Consider the following 16,904-nt stretch of genomic DNA (forward strand, 5'->3'; position numbering starts at 1 on the left):
GGTGAGTTGACAAAAGCACGTGTCGCCTGAGAGCCCATGCCGCCTTTGGACTAATAAGACACCATAGTATTAGCGCTCCAGCAAATTGCAGACCGTTCTGGCGAATGCCCAAAAAGCTGCCGGTTCGCACTCGGCACAATCCACCTCGAAATCTGACCATGTACAGCAGCAAGGTTCCTGGTCGGGCGGTTGGGGCGCATTGTTAATCACCACCCGAGGCAAATTACGATTTAGCGATGAATTGGGGTTTGGTTCATTTAGCGCCGGTGGGCGCTGTCTTAGATCGCCAGCCCGACCCCCGTTCCCATCAATCTTTTTTATCTGCGTCCTGATTTGCCCACAACGTACGACAATCCGCGCTTGCGTGGAGCGCCTACGGCGGCCAGCATGGAGATCGCCGCCTGATCGACGAATGGCGTTTATCAGGAGCGATGTGGCCATGCGCAACTCGAGTGAGGAGGGGCAGTGACCAAGGACGGTGTCGCGACTGTCGGCACCTTTACGTTTCGGCTGTCCCGCCGGCAGATCGCCGCGATCTGCGCCGGTAACGCGCTCGAGTTCTACGACTTCGTCGTTTACGCGATCTTCGCTGCACAGATCGGCCGCGCCTTTTTCCCTTTCGACCGTCCTGGCATCAGCCTGCTTGCATCGTTGGCCACGTTCGGTGTCGGTTTCGCCACCCGTCCGCTCGGCGCGTTTGTCATTGGCCGCATGGCAGATCGGGTGGGGCGCAAGCCTGCCATGCTGCTGTCGTTCTCGCTCATCGGCGTCTCCGTTGGTGGTCTTGCGCTGACACCGGGATACGCGACGATCGGAATCGCGGCGCCCGTGCTTGCTGTCACGTTTCGTCTTCTCCAGGGCTTCGCGCTCGGCGGCGAGGTTGGTCCGAGCACAGCGTTGCTGCTGGAGAGCGCTCCAATCCACCGCCGTGGCCTCTTTGTCTCGCTGCAGGCGATGAGTTCCGACGGTGCCGTCATGGTTGCCGGCTTCGTCGGTGTCATCCTGTCGACCACACTCGATCCGGCGGCGGTCGATGCATGGGGATGGCGGCTGGCACTGTTGATTGGGCTCACCATCCTGCCGTTCGCACTCGCCGCGAGGCGTACTCTGGTCGAGACGCTGGTGATGGAGGAAGCGCTGGCGCCCTCGATCGCAATGGCCGGCACGCGCCGCGTCGTCGTTCTCGGCCTCCTGATGCTCGCCGGCGCTACGGTCGCAAACTACGTGCTCGTCTATCTCGGCACATGGGCCTCCTCGACGCTCGGTATCGTCCAGCGCTCAGCGTTCGCGTCTGTCATGCTGGTCGGGCTGGGTGGCGTTCTGTGCGATCCCCTGAGCGGGTGGCTGTCCGACCGGTTCGGCCGGCGGCCGGTGATGATCATCCCCGCGGCGACCTTGGCGCTGATCGTGCTACCCGCCTTTTGGTGGGTGGCGCATCATCCGTCGCCACACTCGCTTTATGCGGCGAGCACAGTGCTTGCATGCGTGCTCGACCTCTCGACGGGCACGATTCTCGTCGCGGTGGCGGAGGCATTGCCGCGTGCGCGCCGGGCCGGCGGCTTTGCGTTGATATACGCCGTCGCGATCTCCGCGTTCGGCGGGTCTACCCAGTTCGCCGTCGCCGGCCTCATCCGGCTGACCGGCGATCCCCTCACGCCTGCATATTACATGCTTGTGGCATTGATAATCGCCCTGACCGCAATGTGGCACTTTCCAGAGACGAGGCTGAACGTCTCGGTTCGACGCTCTGCCCGGCGGCGGTGATCGAGCTCGGCTGGGTTAGAACGGTGCGCCTGCCTGCGACTTCTCGTTCGGCCCAGACGAGCAGCTTGGAAGGCGCGGCGCACTTTTAGAAATTTTGGATGCGGCGCGATATTTTCAAGAGAAAGCTAGAACGGATTTAATGGCCACTCTCGCGATATGACTTTGGGTTCCTTTAAGGTTTCGAAGATCGAATGGGCTCTCCGTGCTCCGGAAACGTTGCTGTTCCTCCCATTCGCCATTGCCTTATGGTCGTTGATGGCCGGGCACCAACCCGTCCCGGCTTACTCGCTCGCGATAGGGTATGGCCTCGTGACGCTGTCCGGCAACGTCCAGATCGGTGGTCTCGAGTGAATACTTCAACTGGTCCTGCCGATGCGTCCGCGCAACCGTTCAGGCACCGCCATGCAGAACCAGTAGTATTTCGATCGCGGTACTGCCAGATCGCCGCCGCGCGCAACCTCATCAGACCCAACCTTCTGGATCACCGCGCGTCAAGAAAGCCGAATTTGCGTTCTAAGCTTCTGCAAATCCGTGCCCGAGGGCAGAGATGGTGACCCCTACGGGAATCGAACCCGTGCTTCAGCCGTGAAAGGGCCGCGTCCTAACCGCTAGACGAAGGGGCCGTTAGCGGGGGTATCGCCTAGTCAACCCATGCCAGATCGTCAAGGTGGAGTTCGGCCGCGGGGGTGCGGCCCCAGTCGTCGCGCTGGACGCGGCCGGAGACGAAGCACCAGCGTCCGGCGGCGCTCGCGAGGGCCAGGCCGAGCGGGGTGTCGCCCGAGCGGAACGCCATCGCCTTGATCCGCGCGCCGTCGCCGCCGGTCAGGATCGCGCGGACGTGGTTGTCGCCGACGATGTCGACCTTGGCGACGCGCCACGGGCCGCTGGCGACGCGGGGTGCAGGCCAGCCCTGGCCGTACGGTCCGCCAACATCGAGGACTTCGGTCAATTCGATGCACACCCCACGCGGGCTGAGCGCGGCGTCGACGAAGAGCGCTCGGCCTCCGCTCGATCGCCCGACGTCGCCGCCCAATCTCTCGTCGAGGAATACCGCCAGCTCGTCGATCCGGCTCGCGTCGATCGTCAGCCCCGCCGCCATCGCGTGGCCGCCGCCCGCGATCAGCAGCCCCATGTCCTTCGCTGCGAGGATTGCGCCGCCGAGGTCGACCCCGGGTACCGACCGCCCCGATCCCTTGCCGATCATGCCCCCGTCGGGCCCGGCCTCGAGGGCGATGACGATTACGGGGCGCTTGAGTTTGTCCTTGAGGCGACTGGCGACGATGCCGATGACGCCGGGGTGCCAGCCGCCGCTGGCGATCACCGCGACCGCGGCGTTGCCGGTGCGGTCGGTGAGCAGCGCCGCCTCGTCGGTCACCGTCGCTTCGATCGCGCGGCGTTCGACATTAAGGCGGTCGAGTTCGGCGGCGAGGGTGGCGGCTTCGTCGGGGTCGAGCGTCGTCAGCAGCCGGACGCCGAGGTCGGACTTGCCGACCCGCCCCCCGGCATTGATCCGCGGCCCGAGCGCAAAGCCGAGATCGCGGGCGAGGGGGGCACGCTCGATCCCGGCGACTGCCGACAGCGCGGCGAGGCCAAGATTGCGCCGCGCGGCCATGACCTTCAACCCCTGCGCGACGAAAGCGCGGTTGAGTCCGGTCAGCGGGACGACGTCGGCGACAGTGCCGAGCGCGACGAGATCGAGCAGGTCGAGCAGGTTGGGTGCGGTGCGGTCGATGAACCAACCGTCGGCGCGCAACGTCCGCACCACCGCGACCGCGACGATGAACGCCATGCCGACCGCCGCGAGATGGCCAAACGCCGCGCCCTCGGTCTCGTCGAGGCGGTTCGGGTTGACCACGGCGACGGCGGGGGGCAGCGCGGTCGACGCCTGATGGTGGTCGACGACGATCACCTCGACCCCGGCGGCTTTGGCGGCAGCGAGCGCGTCAAACCCCTGCGTCCCACAATCGACGGTGACGATCAGCGTCGCGCCAGTTCCTGCCAGCGCGACCATCGCGGCGGGGGAGGGGCCGTAACCTTCGAGCAGCCGGTCGGGGATGTAGGCGCTGGCGATGCCGCCGCAGTCGCGGATCAACCGGATCAGCAGCGCTGCGCTCGTCGCGCCGTCGACGTCGTAATCGCCGAAGACCACGACCGGTTCGGCGGCGCGGATTGCGGCGGCGATGCGCGCGGCGGCGGCGTCCATGTCGCGGAAGATCGACGGGTCGGGCAGCCAGTCGCGCAGTTTCGCCGAGCGGAGCCGGTCGAGGTCGACCGCCGCCGCGCCGCGTGCGCGAAACAGCTGCTCGATGAGGTCGTCGATCCCGCCTGCCGCACCGCTGCCCGGCGCAATTCCGCCACGCCACTGCCACGGCTGTCCGAGGACCGAGGCGGTGACGTTGAAGACATGCGACATGGGCGGGTCTTAGGCCGCCGTGCGGTTTCACTCAACCGTGCTGCCGCGGCCGCGCACCGTAAGCGCTGAAATTGTTAACCAAAATACTGTCGGTAGTCTTTACACTTTCGTAACGTTCGTCCTGATGCTTCCAGTTAAGTCATTGGTAATATCTACTGTCGATGAGTTGGCATGGATCGTGCTGAGAAGGTGGTATCAATCATCTGAGGACATTCGAGTGAAGCTTATCCTGACCGCCGTCATTTCTGCCCTTGCCGGCTTTGCGGCACTCCCCGCCAACGCCGTAACCTACGACGCCAATGCGTCGTTTACGGCAACGTCGGCGACCACGGGGCCGTTCACCTTCGGCAGCTTCAGCGGGGGTGTCTTCACCGCCTATCCGACCGGCGGCACCTGCCTGTTCGCGAACACGACGTGCCTGACCGCGGGCGACTATCTCGGCGTCTACCAATCGAGCGATGGTGCTGCGCACCAGTCCGGCACCGCACTGATCCCGGCGACGGGCCTCGTGCTTCATCCCGGCGCCGCCGACCAGCTGTCGGTCATTATGTTCACCGCGCCGAAGACCGCTATCTACACGATCAAGCTGGCCGCGTATCAGGCCGACGTCGACGCCCGCACGCAGACTGTCGGGCTGGTTTCGGGCACGTCGACATACACGGTCACGACCTTGTCGCCGTCGAACCCGAGCCTGTCGATATCGGGTAAGGCGCTGCTCACCGCCGGCCAGCAGGTCGGCGTGTTTGTCGGCAACGACGGCCAGTATTTCTTCGACGCGACGGGCGTCGGCTTCAGCGCTTCGGTACCCGAGCCCGCCAGCTGGGTGCTGATGATCACCGGCTTCGGCATGGTCGGCTTCGCCGCGCGCCGCCGCACGACCGCAGTCACCGCCTGATAATAGTCCCGCCGCCTCAACCGGGCGGCGGGACCCGTCTCGGTGGCGGCGTGAAGAACAGCTTGCGGAAGCTGATCGTGAACGCGCGCCCGACCGGGTCGAGATACGCCGGCTGATACGCGAGCGGGGTCGCGCCCGTTGCATCACGGACCCGCACCCGCGCGTCGGAGATGTTGGTCACCGCAAAGGTCAGCCGCGTGCCGCGCAACCACGGGTGATCCTTAACCACCCCTTGCATCTGCCCGATGTTCGCGAACAGACGGAGGTTGGCGGTTGCGATCGGCGAGAAGGTCAGCCCGCCGTTCGGGTCGATCGCGCTCGCATCGACCCGCGTTCCCGAATGCCAGTTCCCCGATAGCCGCGCGCCGAGCCCGTCCTTCGAATAGCCCGCCTGGATATCGACGTCGTTGCGGGCCTGCCCGCCGCTCGTCCCCAATGCGCCGCCGTTGAGCAGGTCGAGCACCGGCACGCCGGGGCGAATAACGATGTCGTCGCGGAAATACCGGCTGTAATAGACTGCGAACTGGAGCCGTCCGCCGTTGGCCCCGCCGAAGCCACCGCCGCGCCCGCCGCCACCGCCGCCGCCGCCACGACCACCGCCGCCGGGTCCGCGCTCGCCCGGAGTCCCGCCGCCCGGCGGTCCGCCCCCCGGGCCGTCGCCGCCGCGGCGCAGCCCGGCGAACGGGTTGACCCGCGTCGACTTGAGCGGGATCGACAGGTTGAAACCGAGCCGCATCGTGTCGGTCGCCTCGTTGGCGAAGTTCACCGGGCGCGCGTCGATCTGGACGAGATCGCCGCTGGCATCGCGGATGAAGCGATCGGGAAACGCCGTCTCGATCGCCGCGCTCGTCGCCGGGAAGCCCGCGATCGCATTGTCGACCCGCGTCCGGACATAATTTGCGGTCAGCGTCAGGTCGGGCTTTTTCAGCGGCTTGAGATTCGACTCGAGCTTGGTCACCTGCCGCTGGCTCGAGCGCAGCGCCGCTGTGCCGCCGGTAATTTGGGTGACGAACGCGGTCGTGCCGGTCGCGGGATCGAATATCGTGACGTTGGGGGTGGTGACGACCGGCCCCTGGAGCTGCTGCGCCGACGGCGCGGCGTGGTCGGTGGTGTGGCTGGCGATGACCGTCAGCGCGTCGATCGGCTCCCAGTTGAGGCCGTAGCCGACCGTCGTCAGCGTGCCGAAGTCCGACAGATATTGTGCGGCAAAATTGCCGTTGAGCGTCAGGTCGCCGATGAAGTCGCCGAAGCCTTCCTTGCGGCTCGTCACCGGCACGTCGAGGCTGACCTGCCCACTGCCGATGTCGCGCTTGAAGTGCGTCGTCGTCACCGTCGACGAGCGATCCGACGTGCTGTCGAACCCGCTCGCGCTCCCCAGCACCTTGACCGAGACTGTCGCCTTGCCCGCGGGCAGGTCGATCAGCGGTCCCGAGGCGAGCGCGTCGATATTGCCGCTCGTCGCGAGGCTGCGCGCGATGTCGGCGCCGCGGAGGAACACGAGCCCGCCGAATGGAGCGAGCGGGTCGCCGCCGCCGGTGACCGCGGCCTGGAAGGCGCTGCTATCGGCGCCGCGGATCGTGTTCGTCCGCGTGTCGGTGCGGTCGAAGTTGCCGACGACCGACCAGTGCCAGCTCGTGCCGTCGCCGTTGACCGTCCCGCCGGCATGGAGCTGCGACGTCTTCGTCTCGCCCGCCAGCGCGCCAAGGCCGGTCGCGTAACGCAGCACCTGCGAGCCGTCGGCGGCAGCGAAGATGCTCTCGGGCGGCACCGTCAGCAGGACGCTCGCGAGGCCGTTCTGGCCCTTGTTGTCGTCGAGCTCGGCGCGGAAGTTGGCAGTCGCCGAGATGCCGCCTTCGAAGACATGATTGTAGACCGCGTTGAGCGAGCCGGTGTTGCTCGCCTGCGTCAGCGTACGAAACTGGGTCAGATCGGGAACCGGCGGCGACGGCGCGATTGGACCGCTGGTGGCCGCAACGATGCCGCGATCGGCCTCGGTCAGCGCGTCGCTGTGATTGTATTTGAGGTCGACGTTGAGGCGTCCGTTCTTCTGGATGCGCAGATAGTCGGCCGATCCGCGTTCGTTCGCCGCGCCGCCCTCGGTCGCCGCGCCGCCGCCGGCCTCGATCGTCTTGGCGCGAAAGCGCTGACGGAGGACGATGTTGACCACGCGCTGGTCGGCCGGATAGCCGTATTTGAGCGCGACCTCCTCGGGCAGGATATCGACTCGAGCAATCGCCTCGGTCGGGATGTCCTTGATCTCGTTGAACCCCGATATGCGCCGCCCGTTGAGCAGGACGAGCGGCGCGCCGCCCGATCCGCGGTCCGACCGCGTCTGCGGCGAGAGCTCGTCGAGCAGGTCGGAGATCGACGACACGCCGTAGCTGCGGATGTCCGCCGGGCTGAGCTGGATCTCGGGCTTGATGTCGCCGAGCACCGCACCGGGCTGGTTGCGCGATGCCGTGACGACGATGTCGGGGTCTTCGGCGGGCACTTCCTGGCCGAGTGCGACGGTGGCGACTGGTCCCGCTGCCGCGACCGCTGCCAGAAATGTTGCCCAACGCACTTGCACGACGGCCTTACGACACGATTGCGGCGTATCCCCCAAGCGAAATTTAGCGTGCCTGCAGTAATCGCTCGATGTCGGCGCGGAGTGCCTCGGGTTTCGTCGTCGGGGCGAAGCGGGCGACGACTGCGCCACTGCGGTCGACGAGGAACTTGGTGAAGTTCCACTTGATCGCCTCGCTGCCAAGCAATCCCTTCGCCGCGTGCTTGAGATAGGCGAACAGCGGGTGGGTGCCGGGACCGTTGACCTCGACCTTGGCGAACATCGGGAAGGCGACGTCGTAGGTCAGCGCGCAGAAATTGGCGATCTCGGCGGCGTCGCCCGGCTCCTGCCCGCCGAACTGGTTGCACGGGAAGCCGAGGACGGCGAGACCGCGCGGCCCGAACTCCTCGTGGAGCGCCTCGAGCCCGGTGTATTGCGGGGTAAAACCGCACTTGCTCGCGGTATTGACGATCAGCCGGACCTGCCCGGCATAGGCGCCGAGCGACACCGGTTCTCCGGTGATCGCCGTCGCGCTGAACTGGTCGATTTCGGCCATTACTGAAGTTCCCCGTGCTGGAGACAGGCTGACACCGTTTCCGCCACCGCGCAACCGCGAGTGGCACAGTAGTCACGTCCGAAAACCGCCAGACTTTGCCCGGCAACGCGCGTAAATCAGCGGGGATGACGACCGCCGCCGCCCTCGACATGAAAGCCTGTTACGCTGCGATCGTGGCGCGGGATGCCGCTGCCGACGGGCACTTTTTCACCTGCGTGGAGACAACCGGGATCTTCTGCCGCCCGGTCTGCCCGGCCCGCACCCCGTTGCCCAAAAATGTGACCTTCGTCCGCACTACGGCGGAAGCGGTTGCGGCGGGATATCGCGCATGCAAGCGCTGCCGTCCCGACGCTGCTCCCGGCAGCGCGGCATGGGACGGCACCGCCGCGAGCGTCCGCCGTGCGCTCGCGCTAATCGATGCGGGTGGGCTCGACGAGACAAAAGTCGACGTCCTTGGTAATCGGCTCGGGCTCGGCGAGCGGCAGGTGCGGCGGCTGTTCGGCAAGCACCTCGGCGCGCCGCCGGTCGCGGTTGCGCAGGCTAAGCGCCTCGCCGCCGCGAACGAGTTGATCGCCGGGCCGCTGCCGCTGGCGCAGGTCGCGCTCGCGGCGGGCTTCGGCAGCGTCCGCCGCTTCAACGAACTCTACCGCGCCGTCCATGGCGAATCCCCCGCCGCATACCGCGCCCGCCACAAAGGAACCGCCATGCACCTGACCCTGTCGCGCTACGCCTCACCGGTGGGCGAAATCCTGCTGGTCACTGAAGGCAGCACCCTCCGCGCGCTCGACTTCGCCGATTACGAGGCTCGGATGATGACGCTGCTGAGCCGCCACTACGGCGCGGTAGCCCTTGTCGAAGGCGATGCCCCCGCCACCGTCACCGCCGCGCTCGATGCCTATTTCGCCGGGGACGCAACCGCACTCGATGCGCTGCCGGTGGCGACCGGCGGAAGCGAATTCCAGCGGTCGGTGTGGGCGGCGCTGCGCGCGATCCCGGCGGGGACGACGACCGGCTATGGCTCACTTGCGGCGGTGCTAGGCAAGCCCGGGGCAGCGCGCGCGGTCGGGCTGGCAAACGGCGCGAACCCGATCGGCATCGTCGTACCGTGTCACCGCGTCATCGGCGCGAACGGCGCGTTGACCGGCTATGCCGGGGGCGTTGCGCGCAAGGAATGGCTATTAAAGCACGAAGGCGCGATCACGGGCTGAACGTGCCGCTGTCCTTCCATTTCAGCAGCAGTTCCTGCGATACCTCGAAGTGCATCGAATCCTCGGTCGGGAACGCCGCGCCCCAGATCCACTGATGCGCGTTGAAGAACTTGGCGAGGATGCCGAGGCCACGGAAGACCTTGTTGTCGCCCTGAATGTCGATCTTGCCGTCGAGCAGGAAGTCGATCGCGGTGCCCCAGCTATGACTCGACGGCGGCGGCACGTTCTTGCCGCCGATATGGCGGAAGCGGCAGCACAGCATGCCGTTGCTCGTCAGTAGCGCGTACAGGTCAGGGACGGCCGCCTTGACGTCGGTGAACACCGCAGTGAGGCTGTCGAGCGCGGGGATCAGCCCGGTCGCCTTGAACGGCCCGACGTTCTTGGTCGCAATCAATTTCTTGAACGTCGGGTTGTTCGGCGGCTGGCAGTCGCCGGTGAAACTGTCGCGCGGCATGCCGAGCAACTGCTCGAGGAACCCCGCCGACGGCGCGTGAATACCTTGGTTGACCCCACCCGCCGCCGGCTTCGGAATCAGTTCGAGATAATCCATGTGGCACCCCCCAATGCGTGCCTAGAGGATTGTGCAAGACGGGAGGCGAGTCAAGATCCGCCTTTACTTGCCCTCTGAAAGGAGAGGGAAATTAGACGTCGAATTCGACGATTACCGCGTCGACCGCAAGGCTCTCCCCGACTTTCGCCAGCACCTCCTTGACCACCGCGCTCTTCTCCGCGCGGAGGATGTTTTCCATCTTCATCGCCTCGATCGTCGCGACCGCCTGGCCCGCCTCGACCCGGTCGCCCGGCGCGACGGTCAGCGAGACAACCAGCCCCGGCATCGGGCACAGCAGGAAGCGTGACAGGTCGGGCGGCACCTTGACCAGCATGTGCGCGGCGAGCTCGGCGGCGCGCGGGGTGAGGACGCGGACATTTGCAGCGCGGCCGCCGGTGGTCAGGCGGAAACCGACCGGGCGGCGATCGACTGCGACCGACACCTCCCTCGCCCTGCCCGAGCCGTCGCTATCTTGAACCTGCGCGACGAACAGCGGTTCGCCGACGCGCCAGTCGGTGGTGATGCGAATCTCGCGCGCGTCGTCGCCGGTGCCGATCAGCAGTTCGTACGCATCGCCGGTCGCGAGCACCCCGACCGCGACGCGCTCGCCGTCCAACTCGACGATCCAGTCCTCGCCGAACACCGCGCCGTGGCCGCTCAACTGCCCGTCGATCAACTGCGCGCGCTCGGTCAGGACCGCGTTCATCACCGCCGCAGCGGCGATCATCGTCGTCGTTCCCGCTTCGCTTACCGGGCTGCCGTGGAAGCCGTCGGGATATTCCTCGGCGATGAATGCGGTCGTCACCGCCTCGCCCGCCTGGAAGCGCGGGTGCGCCATGACCGCCGCGAGGAAGTCAATATTGTGACCGATCCCGCGGATCAGGTAACGGTCGAGGGCTTCGCCTTGTTTCGCAATGGCGTCGGCGCGGGTCTTGCCGTGGGTAATCAACTTGGCGATCATCGGGTCGTAGAAGCGGCTGATCTCACTGCCCTCGACGACGCCCGTATCTACGCGGACGCCGAACGTCTCGGGCGGCACGTACGTCGCCAGCCGCCCGATCGACGGCAGGAAGCCGCGGTACGGGTCCTCGGCATAGATCCGCGTCTCGATCGCCCAGCCGTCGAGGCGGACGTCTCCTTGCGTGAAGCCGAGCGGTTCGCCCGCCGCGACGCGGATCATCGCCTCGACGAGGTCGACCCCGGTGATCGCCTCGGTCACCGGATGCTCGACCTGGAGCCGGGTGTTCATCTCGAGGAAGTAGAAGCTGCGATCGGCCCCGGCGATAAATTCGACCGTCCCAGCGCTGGTGTAGCCGACGCCCTGCGCCAGCGCGACCGCCTGCTCGCCCATCGCCTTGCGCATTTCAGGGGTGACGAACGGGGAGGGAGCCTCCTCGACGACCTTCTGGTGGCGGCGCTGGATCGAGCAGTCGCGCTCGTTCAAATAGACGATATTACCTTGGCTATCGCCGAGCAGCTGAATTTCGATGTGGCGCGGCTGCTCGATGAATTTCTCGATGAAGACGCGGTCGTCGCCAAAGCTCGCCAGCCCTTCGCGCTTGGTCGCCTCGAAGCCGTCGCGGACGTCGGTCTCGCTCCACGCCAGCCGCATGCCCTTGCCGCCGCCGCCGGCACTCGCCTTCATCATCACCGGATAGCCGATTTCCGACGCGATCCGCACGGCGTGGTCGGTATCGTCGATCTCGCCGACGAAGCCCGGCACGACCGAGACGCCCGCCGCCTTGGCGAGCTTTTTCGATTCGATCTTGTCGCCCATCGCCGCGATCGCCTTGGCGGGCGGGCCGATGAAGACGACCCCGGCGGCGTCGCACGCCTCGCGGAAGCTCGCGCGTTCGGACAGGAAGCCGTAGCCCGGGTGGACCGCCTCGGCCCCGGTCGCGAGGCATGCGGCGATGATCTTGTCGCCGAGCAGGTAGCTTTCGGCGGCAGGCGGCGGCCCCAACCGCACTGCTTCGTCGGCCATCTCGACATGGAGCGCCCCCGCGTCGGCGTCCGAGTACACCGCGACCGTCGCGATCCCCATCTTGCGGCACGACCTGATGACACGGCACGCGATCTCGCCGCGATTGGCGATGAGGATTTTCTTGAACACCAAGCGAGCTCCCTGTTGATCTTGTTCAACCGGGGACGGGGGGCGACGTCAAGGAATTGCGTCGTTGCGCTCCTGCGAGCCGCGGGCGGGCAAGCGCCCGCTTGAGGCGCAAACAGCGCGCAAGCGACTCATTACGCCTTTGACTCGCTTCCATCGTCTGCATTAGGATATTGTTAATACTATCTGTTGTCTTGGCGATAATTGATGGGCGGGGCGATGGGGAAGATACCGGGGCCGGAATACTTCCTGAGCGCCGCGCTCGCTGCCGCCGTCGCGGTTGGTCTGGCCGGCGCGTTTATCGGCTTGAACGTGAGCAGCCTGTGGGCCGATGAGCTGTTTACGTTCTGGGTTGTCGGCAACGACCACAGCGCCGCCGCAGCACTCGCCCGCGCCCAAAGCGACATCCATCCGCCGCTCTATTACATGAGCGCGTTTTTGGTCACCGAGACATTCGGGCGCTCGCCGGTTGTCCTTCGGGCATTCAGCGCAATACTCGGCGTCGCCGCGGTTCCCTTATTCTATTATGTTACCCGGAAGACATACTCGATACCTGCGCGACTGGTCGCGATGACGATAGCGGTGTCGTCGTGGTTCTGGGTCAACCAGACCCAGAATGCGCGGTCGTACGGCCTCTGCCTGTTGATTGCCACTGCGGTTTACGGTGCAGCACTCGCTCTCGCGGCGCGCGAGCGCGACGGTCGGCCCGTCGGCTGGACGCTGGCGGCATTGGTGCTGTCGATGGCGTTAGGGTCTTGCGTTCACCCGTATATGTTGTTCGTCGCCCTCGCGACGCTCGCTTCATTATTCGTGCTGTGTCCCCGGCTGCGCTGGGTGTTCGTCCTGATCGGCGGGTCGATCACGGCTGCTTGGTTTGCCTATATCCACTTCGTCATTCGTGCGCATACGGTGTTCTCACTCGAACACAGCTGGATCGGCAACACCACGGGCTGGTACCGGGACGAATTGCGGACGAGCTGGCAGGCCTCGCTTTCGAACAAGCCGATGATTGCGATCGTGCTCGTCTGCGTCGCCAGCGCCGCGGCCGTCATCATGCGCGATCGTTCCCGGCGTCAGCCCGTGACGATCGACGGGCGATCCCTGTGCCTGCTGGTGGTCCCCTTGGTCGTCATCGCTGGAATTTCGAGTTCGATGATCCTGACACCGAACTTCACCTCGCGTAATCTGCTCGTCTGCTCGCCATTCATCTGGGGAGCGGAAGCGTTCTTGTTCGACCTCGGCGTCGCGCGGCTTGGCACCGTCGGCCGCGTCGCGGCATCGATCGTGGTCGCAGTCCTCGCCCTCGTCTCGATCGGGGGCGTCAGCGCGCGCTTCGTGCCGGTTCGCACACCGTTTCGCGAAAGCGCGCGCTGGATCGACTCGCAACCCGGCTGCCGGGGCCAGGCGATCGCGTATGTCATTACCGACGGCGTCTATAATAGCCCCGTCGAGGCCGAGCGTCACGGCGCCTTTGAGTATGGCTATTACCTCCAAGATGTCGGCCTCGTCCCGCTCTACCTCAAAGATGCGATCGCCGGGCGTGCCGTCCTAAATCCGTCGTGCCGGGTCGTGGCGTGGGGTGCGCATTACCTGAACGATAGCCACACTGCCGAAGCCGTCCGCGCCGGGCTGGTGAAGTCGCTTCACCGAAAGATCGTGTTGTTTACGCTTTCTCTTCCCGGGCGGAAGGACGGCGGCGGGGCGGCGTATATCTTCCTCACGCCGTAGCGCGCCGTCCCGGCGAGCTTCACAAATAGCAGTCAGCTTGGTGAACGATGGAGAGGTGCGACGCGCCGTCCCGTCCCAGTCGCAACCAGTCTGCGGAGCCGCATAGTGCTGGACTCCGCGCGTCGTGAAGGTGGAAATCCGAAGGTCAAACTCGAGACCCCGCAAAAGCTCGATCAACACCGGTCGTTGCCTCGATGCTTCGCTGGGATGAGCGCGATCTGTTGCCTGCCACTGCGCTCTACAGTGGAATATTATCGTGCTTCTTCCACGGGTTTTCGAGCTTCTTCGTCTTCAGCTTGCGCAACCCCAGCGCGATCCGGCGCCGCGTCGAATGCGGCATGATGACCTCGTCGATGAAGCCCATGCTCGCCGCGACGAAGGGGTTGGCGAAGCGCGCTTCATATTCGGCGGTGCGCTCGGCGATCTCGTCCTTCGACTTGCCGCGGAAGATGATCTCGACCGCGCCCTTGGCCCCCATGACGGCGATCTCGGCGGTCGGCCACGCGTAGTTGAGGTCGCCGCGCAGGTGCTTCGACGCCATCACGTCATACGCGCCGCCATACGCCTTGCGGGTGATGACGGTGATCTTGGGAACGGTCGCTTCGGCATAAGCGAACAGCAATTTGGCGCCGTTCTTGATGATGCCGTTATGCTCCTGCGCGACGCCGGGGAGGAAGCCGGGGACGTCGACGAAGGTGACCAGCGGGATGTTGAACGCGTCGCAGAAGCGGACGAAGCGTCCCGCCTTCTTCGACGCCGCGATGTCGAGGCAGCCCGCGAGGACGGTCGGCTGGTTGGCGACGATGCCGACGGTCGACCCCTCGATCCGGGCGAGGCCGATGATGATGTTGGCGGCGTGCGCGGGCTGGAGCTCGAAGAACTCGCCTTCGTCGGCGACCTTCCGGATCAGCTCGTGCATGTCGTACGGCTGCGCGGCGGACGCCGGGACGAGCGTGTCGAGACTCGGCTCGATCCGGTCGGGATCGTCGGCCGACGGGCGGAACGGCACGCCGCTGCGATTGTCGAGCGGCAGATAGTCGAAGAACGTCCGGGTGCGCAGCAGCGCCTCGACGTCGTCCTCGAGCGCGAGATCGGCGACCCCCGAGCGCGTCGTGTGCGTCACCGCGCCGCCGAGTTCCTCCTGCGTCACGACTTCGTTGGTCACCGTCTTGACCACGTCGGGCCCGGTAACGAACATGTAGCTCGAGTCCTTCACCATGAAGATGAAGTCGGTCATCGCGGGCGAATAAACCGCGCCGCCCGCGCATGGCCCCATGATCAGGCTGATCTGCGGGATGACGCCGCTGGCGAGGACGTTGCGCTGGAACACCTCGGCATAGCCGCCGAGGCTGGCGACGCCCTCCTGGATGCGCGCGCCGCCGCTGTCGTTGAGGCCGATGACCGGCGCTCCGACCTTCATCGCCATGTCCATGATCTTGCAGATCTTTTGGGCGTGCCGTTCGGATAGCGAGCCGCCGAAGACGGTGAAGTCTTGGCTGAAGACGAACACCAGCCGCCCGCTGATCGTGCCGCTGCCGGTGACGACGCCGTCGCCGGGGATCTTCTGCTTCTCCATGCCGAAATCGGTCGAATTGTGCTCGACGTACATGTCGAGCTCCTCGAAGCTGCCGGGGTCGAGCAGGATGTCGAGCCGTTCGCGCGCGGTCAGGCGGCCCTTGGCGTGCTGCGCCGCGACCCGCGCCGGACCGCCGCCCGCGCGCGCCGCATCGCGCCGCCGTTCGAGTTCGACCAGGGCTTTCAGCATGTTGCTCCCTCTTGCATGGTCACCGGCTGTTCGATCAGGTCAAGAAAATCGACCGCAGTGTCGACCGCCGCACGCCGCGCCGCAAGGCTCGCGGCGGCGAGCGGGTCAATGCCCCATTTTTCGGCCTGCCACAGCTCGTCGAGCTGCCCGGCGGCGAAGGCTTCGGCGGCGGTGAGGTGGTGCTCGCTGACCGCAAGCCCGATTAGCGCCGACCCGCAGATCGTCACGATCGGATGCAGCGCCGCGAGTCGAAACGCGTCGAGCGCGTCGAACGCGGCACCGATCCGCGCCATCGTCGCGGGCGGCTGGAGGGTGTGGATGATTCCCGACGTCACGGTGAAGCCGACGTCGTAACGCGCCGCCGCCCACGCGAGCAGCGGGTCCCAAACCGCCGCCTGCCGCGCGACGAGCGGCGGCGGTTCGTCGGCGCGGTAGCAGAGCAATTCGGTCTCGGCGAAGCGCGCGAGGTCGGCGGCGAAGGCGGCGCGGTCGGGGGCAACGCGGTCGATCGCGGCATAAGCGAAGCCGGTCAGCGGCATCTGGCGCGGGTCGAGCACCTCGCCCTGCGCGGCCCATTCAGCGGCGGCGGCGACGGCAAGCGCAGGGGTCGGCACGACGAATGCGGCCTTCGCCGGGGTACGGATCGCACGGCCATCGAGCGCGACGGTCCAGCCGCCGTCGGCCTGCGCCACGCCCGCGGTCTTGTAGAAGCGCTTCATGCCAGCAGCGCGAGCAGCGCGGGCATGTCGCCGACGACGGTCTCGGCCCCGGCGGCGGTGAGTTCATCGGGGGCATGATAGCCCCAGTCGACGCCGATCGCGCGCGCCCCGGCGGCGATCCCCATGAGCATGTCGAAGCTGGTGTCGCCGATCATCACCGTGTCGGCAGGCTCGGCTCCGGCCTGCGCCATCGCCAGCTCGAGCATCGCCGGATGCGGCTTCGACGGGTGGCGGTCGGCGGTCTGGAGGGTGACGAAATGGTGCGCGATATCGTGGTGCGCGAGGATCAGCGCGAGCCCGCGATCCGATTTACCGGTGGCGACGCCGAGCAGCCAGCCGCGGTCGGCGAGTTCGACGAGCCCGTCGCGGATGCCGGGATACAGCGGCTCGACGACGAGCGAGCCTTCGGCACGGAGCCGGTGGTAGGCGTTGCGATACTCGTCGGCGAGGCGGGTCTGCAGGTCGACTTCGGCGTCGGGGAGCAGCGTCGCCATCGTCTCGAACAGGCTGAGCCCGACGACCTGGCGGATGCGGTGCGGATCGGGTGCGGCCACCCCGACACGCGCGAAGCTCTCGGTCATCGCCCGGATGATGTTGACCTGACTGTCGACGAGCGTCCCGTCGCAGTCGAATACGGCGAGGCGGGTCACG

General features: G+C 66.4%; 12 protein-coding genes and 1 tRNA gene. 4 read left to right on the top strand and 9 right to left on the bottom strand.

What is annotated here, in order from left to right; genetic code table 11:
* Positions 1 to 465 precede the first annotated feature (465 nt).
* Entirely contained in the window at positions 466 to 1,764 is a 1,299-nt protein-coding gene (locus tag KZX46_RS13455; protein WP_219774423.1) for an MFS transporter, read from the top strand.
* A gap of 548 nt (positions 1,765 to 2,312) precedes the next feature.
* Here the strand turns inward: KZX46_RS13455 and KZX46_RS13460 are convergent.
* Both KZX46_RS13460 and recJ read right to left on the bottom strand, forming a co-directional pair.
* Positions 2,313 to 2,387 (bottom strand) — tRNA-Glu (locus KZX46_RS13460).
* 17 nt (positions 2,388 to 2,404) lie between these two features.
* Positions 2,405 to 4,177 carry a single-stranded-DNA-specific exonuclease RecJ gene (gene recJ, locus KZX46_RS13465; protein WP_219774424.1) on the bottom strand — a complete coding sequence of 591 codons (1,773 nt, stop codon included), beginning with the start codon at positions 4,175 to 4,177 and terminating at the stop codon, positions 2,405 to 2,407.
* A gap of 217 nt (positions 4,178 to 4,394) precedes the next feature.
* On the opposite strand from recJ, the gene KZX46_RS22940 reads away from it, so the two are divergent.
* Positions 4,395 to 5,072 carry a PEPxxWA-CTERM sorting domain-containing protein gene (locus KZX46_RS22940; RefSeq protein ID WP_226895952.1) on the top strand — a complete coding sequence of 226 codons (678 nt, stop codon included), beginning with the start codon at positions 4,395 to 4,397 and terminating at the stop codon, positions 5,070 to 5,072.
* 16 nt (positions 5,073 to 5,088) lie between these two features.
* Here KZX46_RS22940 and KZX46_RS13475 read toward each other — a convergent pair whose 3' ends face one another.
* Together KZX46_RS13475 and KZX46_RS13480 are read right to left on the bottom strand one after the other, a co-directional pair.
* On the bottom strand, positions 5,089 to 7,635 hold the full coding sequence (locus KZX46_RS13475) for a TonB-dependent receptor (protein WP_219774425.1): 2,547 nt from the start codon (positions 7,633 to 7,635) through the stop codon (positions 5,089 to 5,091).
* Positions 7,636 to 7,684: 49 nt separating this feature from the next.
* Positions 7,685 to 8,173 carry a glutathione peroxidase gene (locus KZX46_RS13480; RefSeq protein ID WP_219774426.1) on the bottom strand — a complete coding sequence of 163 codons (489 nt, stop codon included), beginning with the start codon at positions 8,171 to 8,173 and terminating at the stop codon, positions 7,685 to 7,687.
* Positions 8,174 to 8,298: 125 nt separating this feature from the next.
* On the opposite strand from KZX46_RS13480, the gene KZX46_RS13485 reads away from it, so the two are divergent.
* Positions 8,299 to 9,381, top strand: a complete 1,083-nt coding sequence (locus KZX46_RS13485) for a bifunctional transcriptional activator/DNA repair enzyme AdaA (RefSeq protein ID WP_219774427.1) — start codon at positions 8,299 to 8,301, stop codon at positions 9,379 to 9,381.
* Here the strand turns inward: KZX46_RS13485 and KZX46_RS13490 are convergent.
* Complete coding sequence (locus tag KZX46_RS13490; RefSeq protein ID WP_219774428.1) at positions 9,371 to 9,931, bottom strand: M15 family metallopeptidase; 561 nt, start codon at positions 9,929 to 9,931, stop codon at positions 9,371 to 9,373. The two genes, KZX46_RS13485 and KZX46_RS13490, sit on opposite strands and share 11 nt — an antisense overlap.
* A gap of 91 nt (positions 9,932 to 10,022) precedes the next feature.
* Complete coding sequence (locus tag KZX46_RS13495) at positions 10,023 to 12,044, bottom strand: acetyl/propionyl/methylcrotonyl-CoA carboxylase subunit alpha (protein WP_219774429.1); 2,022 nt, start codon at positions 12,042 to 12,044, stop codon at positions 10,023 to 10,025.
* Positions 12,045 to 12,260: 216 nt separating this feature from the next.
* Here KZX46_RS13495 and KZX46_RS13500 point away from each other — a divergent pair, with 216 nt between their 5' ends.
* On the top strand, positions 12,261 to 13,769 hold the full coding sequence (locus KZX46_RS13500; RefSeq protein WP_219774430.1) for a hypothetical protein: 1,509 nt from the start codon (positions 12,261 to 12,263) through the stop codon (positions 13,767 to 13,769).
* 238 nt (positions 13,770 to 14,007) lie between these two features.
* Here KZX46_RS13500 and KZX46_RS13505 read toward each other — a convergent pair whose 3' ends face one another.
* The 3 genes from KZX46_RS13505 to KZX46_RS13515 are packed head-to-tail and all read right to left on the bottom strand — an operon-like array spanning position 14,008 to position 16,903.
* Positions 14,008 to 15,534: an acyl-CoA carboxylase subunit beta gene (locus tag KZX46_RS13505; protein ID WP_216710924.1), complete on the bottom strand. Its 1,527-nt coding sequence runs from the start codon at positions 15,532 to 15,534 to the stop codon at positions 14,008 to 14,010.
* Positions 15,528 to 16,253: an ATP12 family chaperone protein gene (locus KZX46_RS13510; RefSeq protein WP_219774431.1), complete on the bottom strand. Its 726-nt coding sequence runs from the start codon at positions 16,251 to 16,253 to the stop codon at positions 15,528 to 15,530. The genes KZX46_RS13505 and KZX46_RS13510 overlap by 7 nt, the downstream gene beginning before the upstream one ends.
* Positions 16,250 to 16,903, bottom strand: a complete 654-nt coding sequence (locus tag KZX46_RS13515; protein ID WP_226895953.1) for an HAD-IA family hydrolase — start codon at positions 16,901 to 16,903, stop codon at positions 16,250 to 16,252. The genes KZX46_RS13510 and KZX46_RS13515 overlap by 4 nt, the downstream gene beginning before the upstream one ends.
* Position 16,904: the final 1 nt, after the last annotated feature.

It is taken from the genome of Polymorphobacter sp. PAMC 29334 (genome assembly GCF_019431245.1).
Lineage (GTDB): Bacteria > Pseudomonadota > Alphaproteobacteria > Sphingomonadales > Sphingomonadaceae > Polymorphobacter_B > Polymorphobacter_B megasporae.

What these genes read in the sequence shown, in the direction of transcription:
- KZX46_RS13485 (WP_219774427.1), top strand. Translation starts at nt 8,299, where the DNA reads ATGACGACCGCCGCCGCCCTCGACATGAAAGCCTGTTACGCTGCGATC.
- KZX46_RS13505 (WP_216710924.1), bottom strand. Translation starts at nt 15,534, where the DNA reads ATGCTGAAAGCCCTGGTCGAACTCGAACGGCGGCGCGATGCGGCGCGC.
- KZX46_RS13500 (WP_219774430.1), top strand. Translation starts at nt 12,261, where the DNA reads ATGGGGAAGATACCGGGGCCGGAATACTTCCTGAGCGCCGCGCTCGCT.
- KZX46_RS13490 (WP_219774428.1), bottom strand. Translation starts at nt 9,931, where the DNA reads ATGGATTATCTCGAACTGATTCCGAAGCCGGCGGCGGGTGGGGTCAAC.
- KZX46_RS13510 (WP_219774431.1), bottom strand. Translation starts at nt 16,253, where the DNA reads ATGAAGCGCTTCTACAAGACCGCGGGCGTGGCGCAGGCCGACGGCGGC.
- KZX46_RS13480 (WP_219774426.1), bottom strand. Translation starts at nt 8,173, where the DNA reads ATGGCCGAAATCGACCAGTTCAGCGCGACGGCGATCACCGGAGAACCG.
- recJ (WP_219774424.1), bottom strand. Translation starts at nt 4,177, where the DNA reads ATGTCGCATGTCTTCAACGTCACCGCCTCGGTCCTCGGACAGCCGTGG.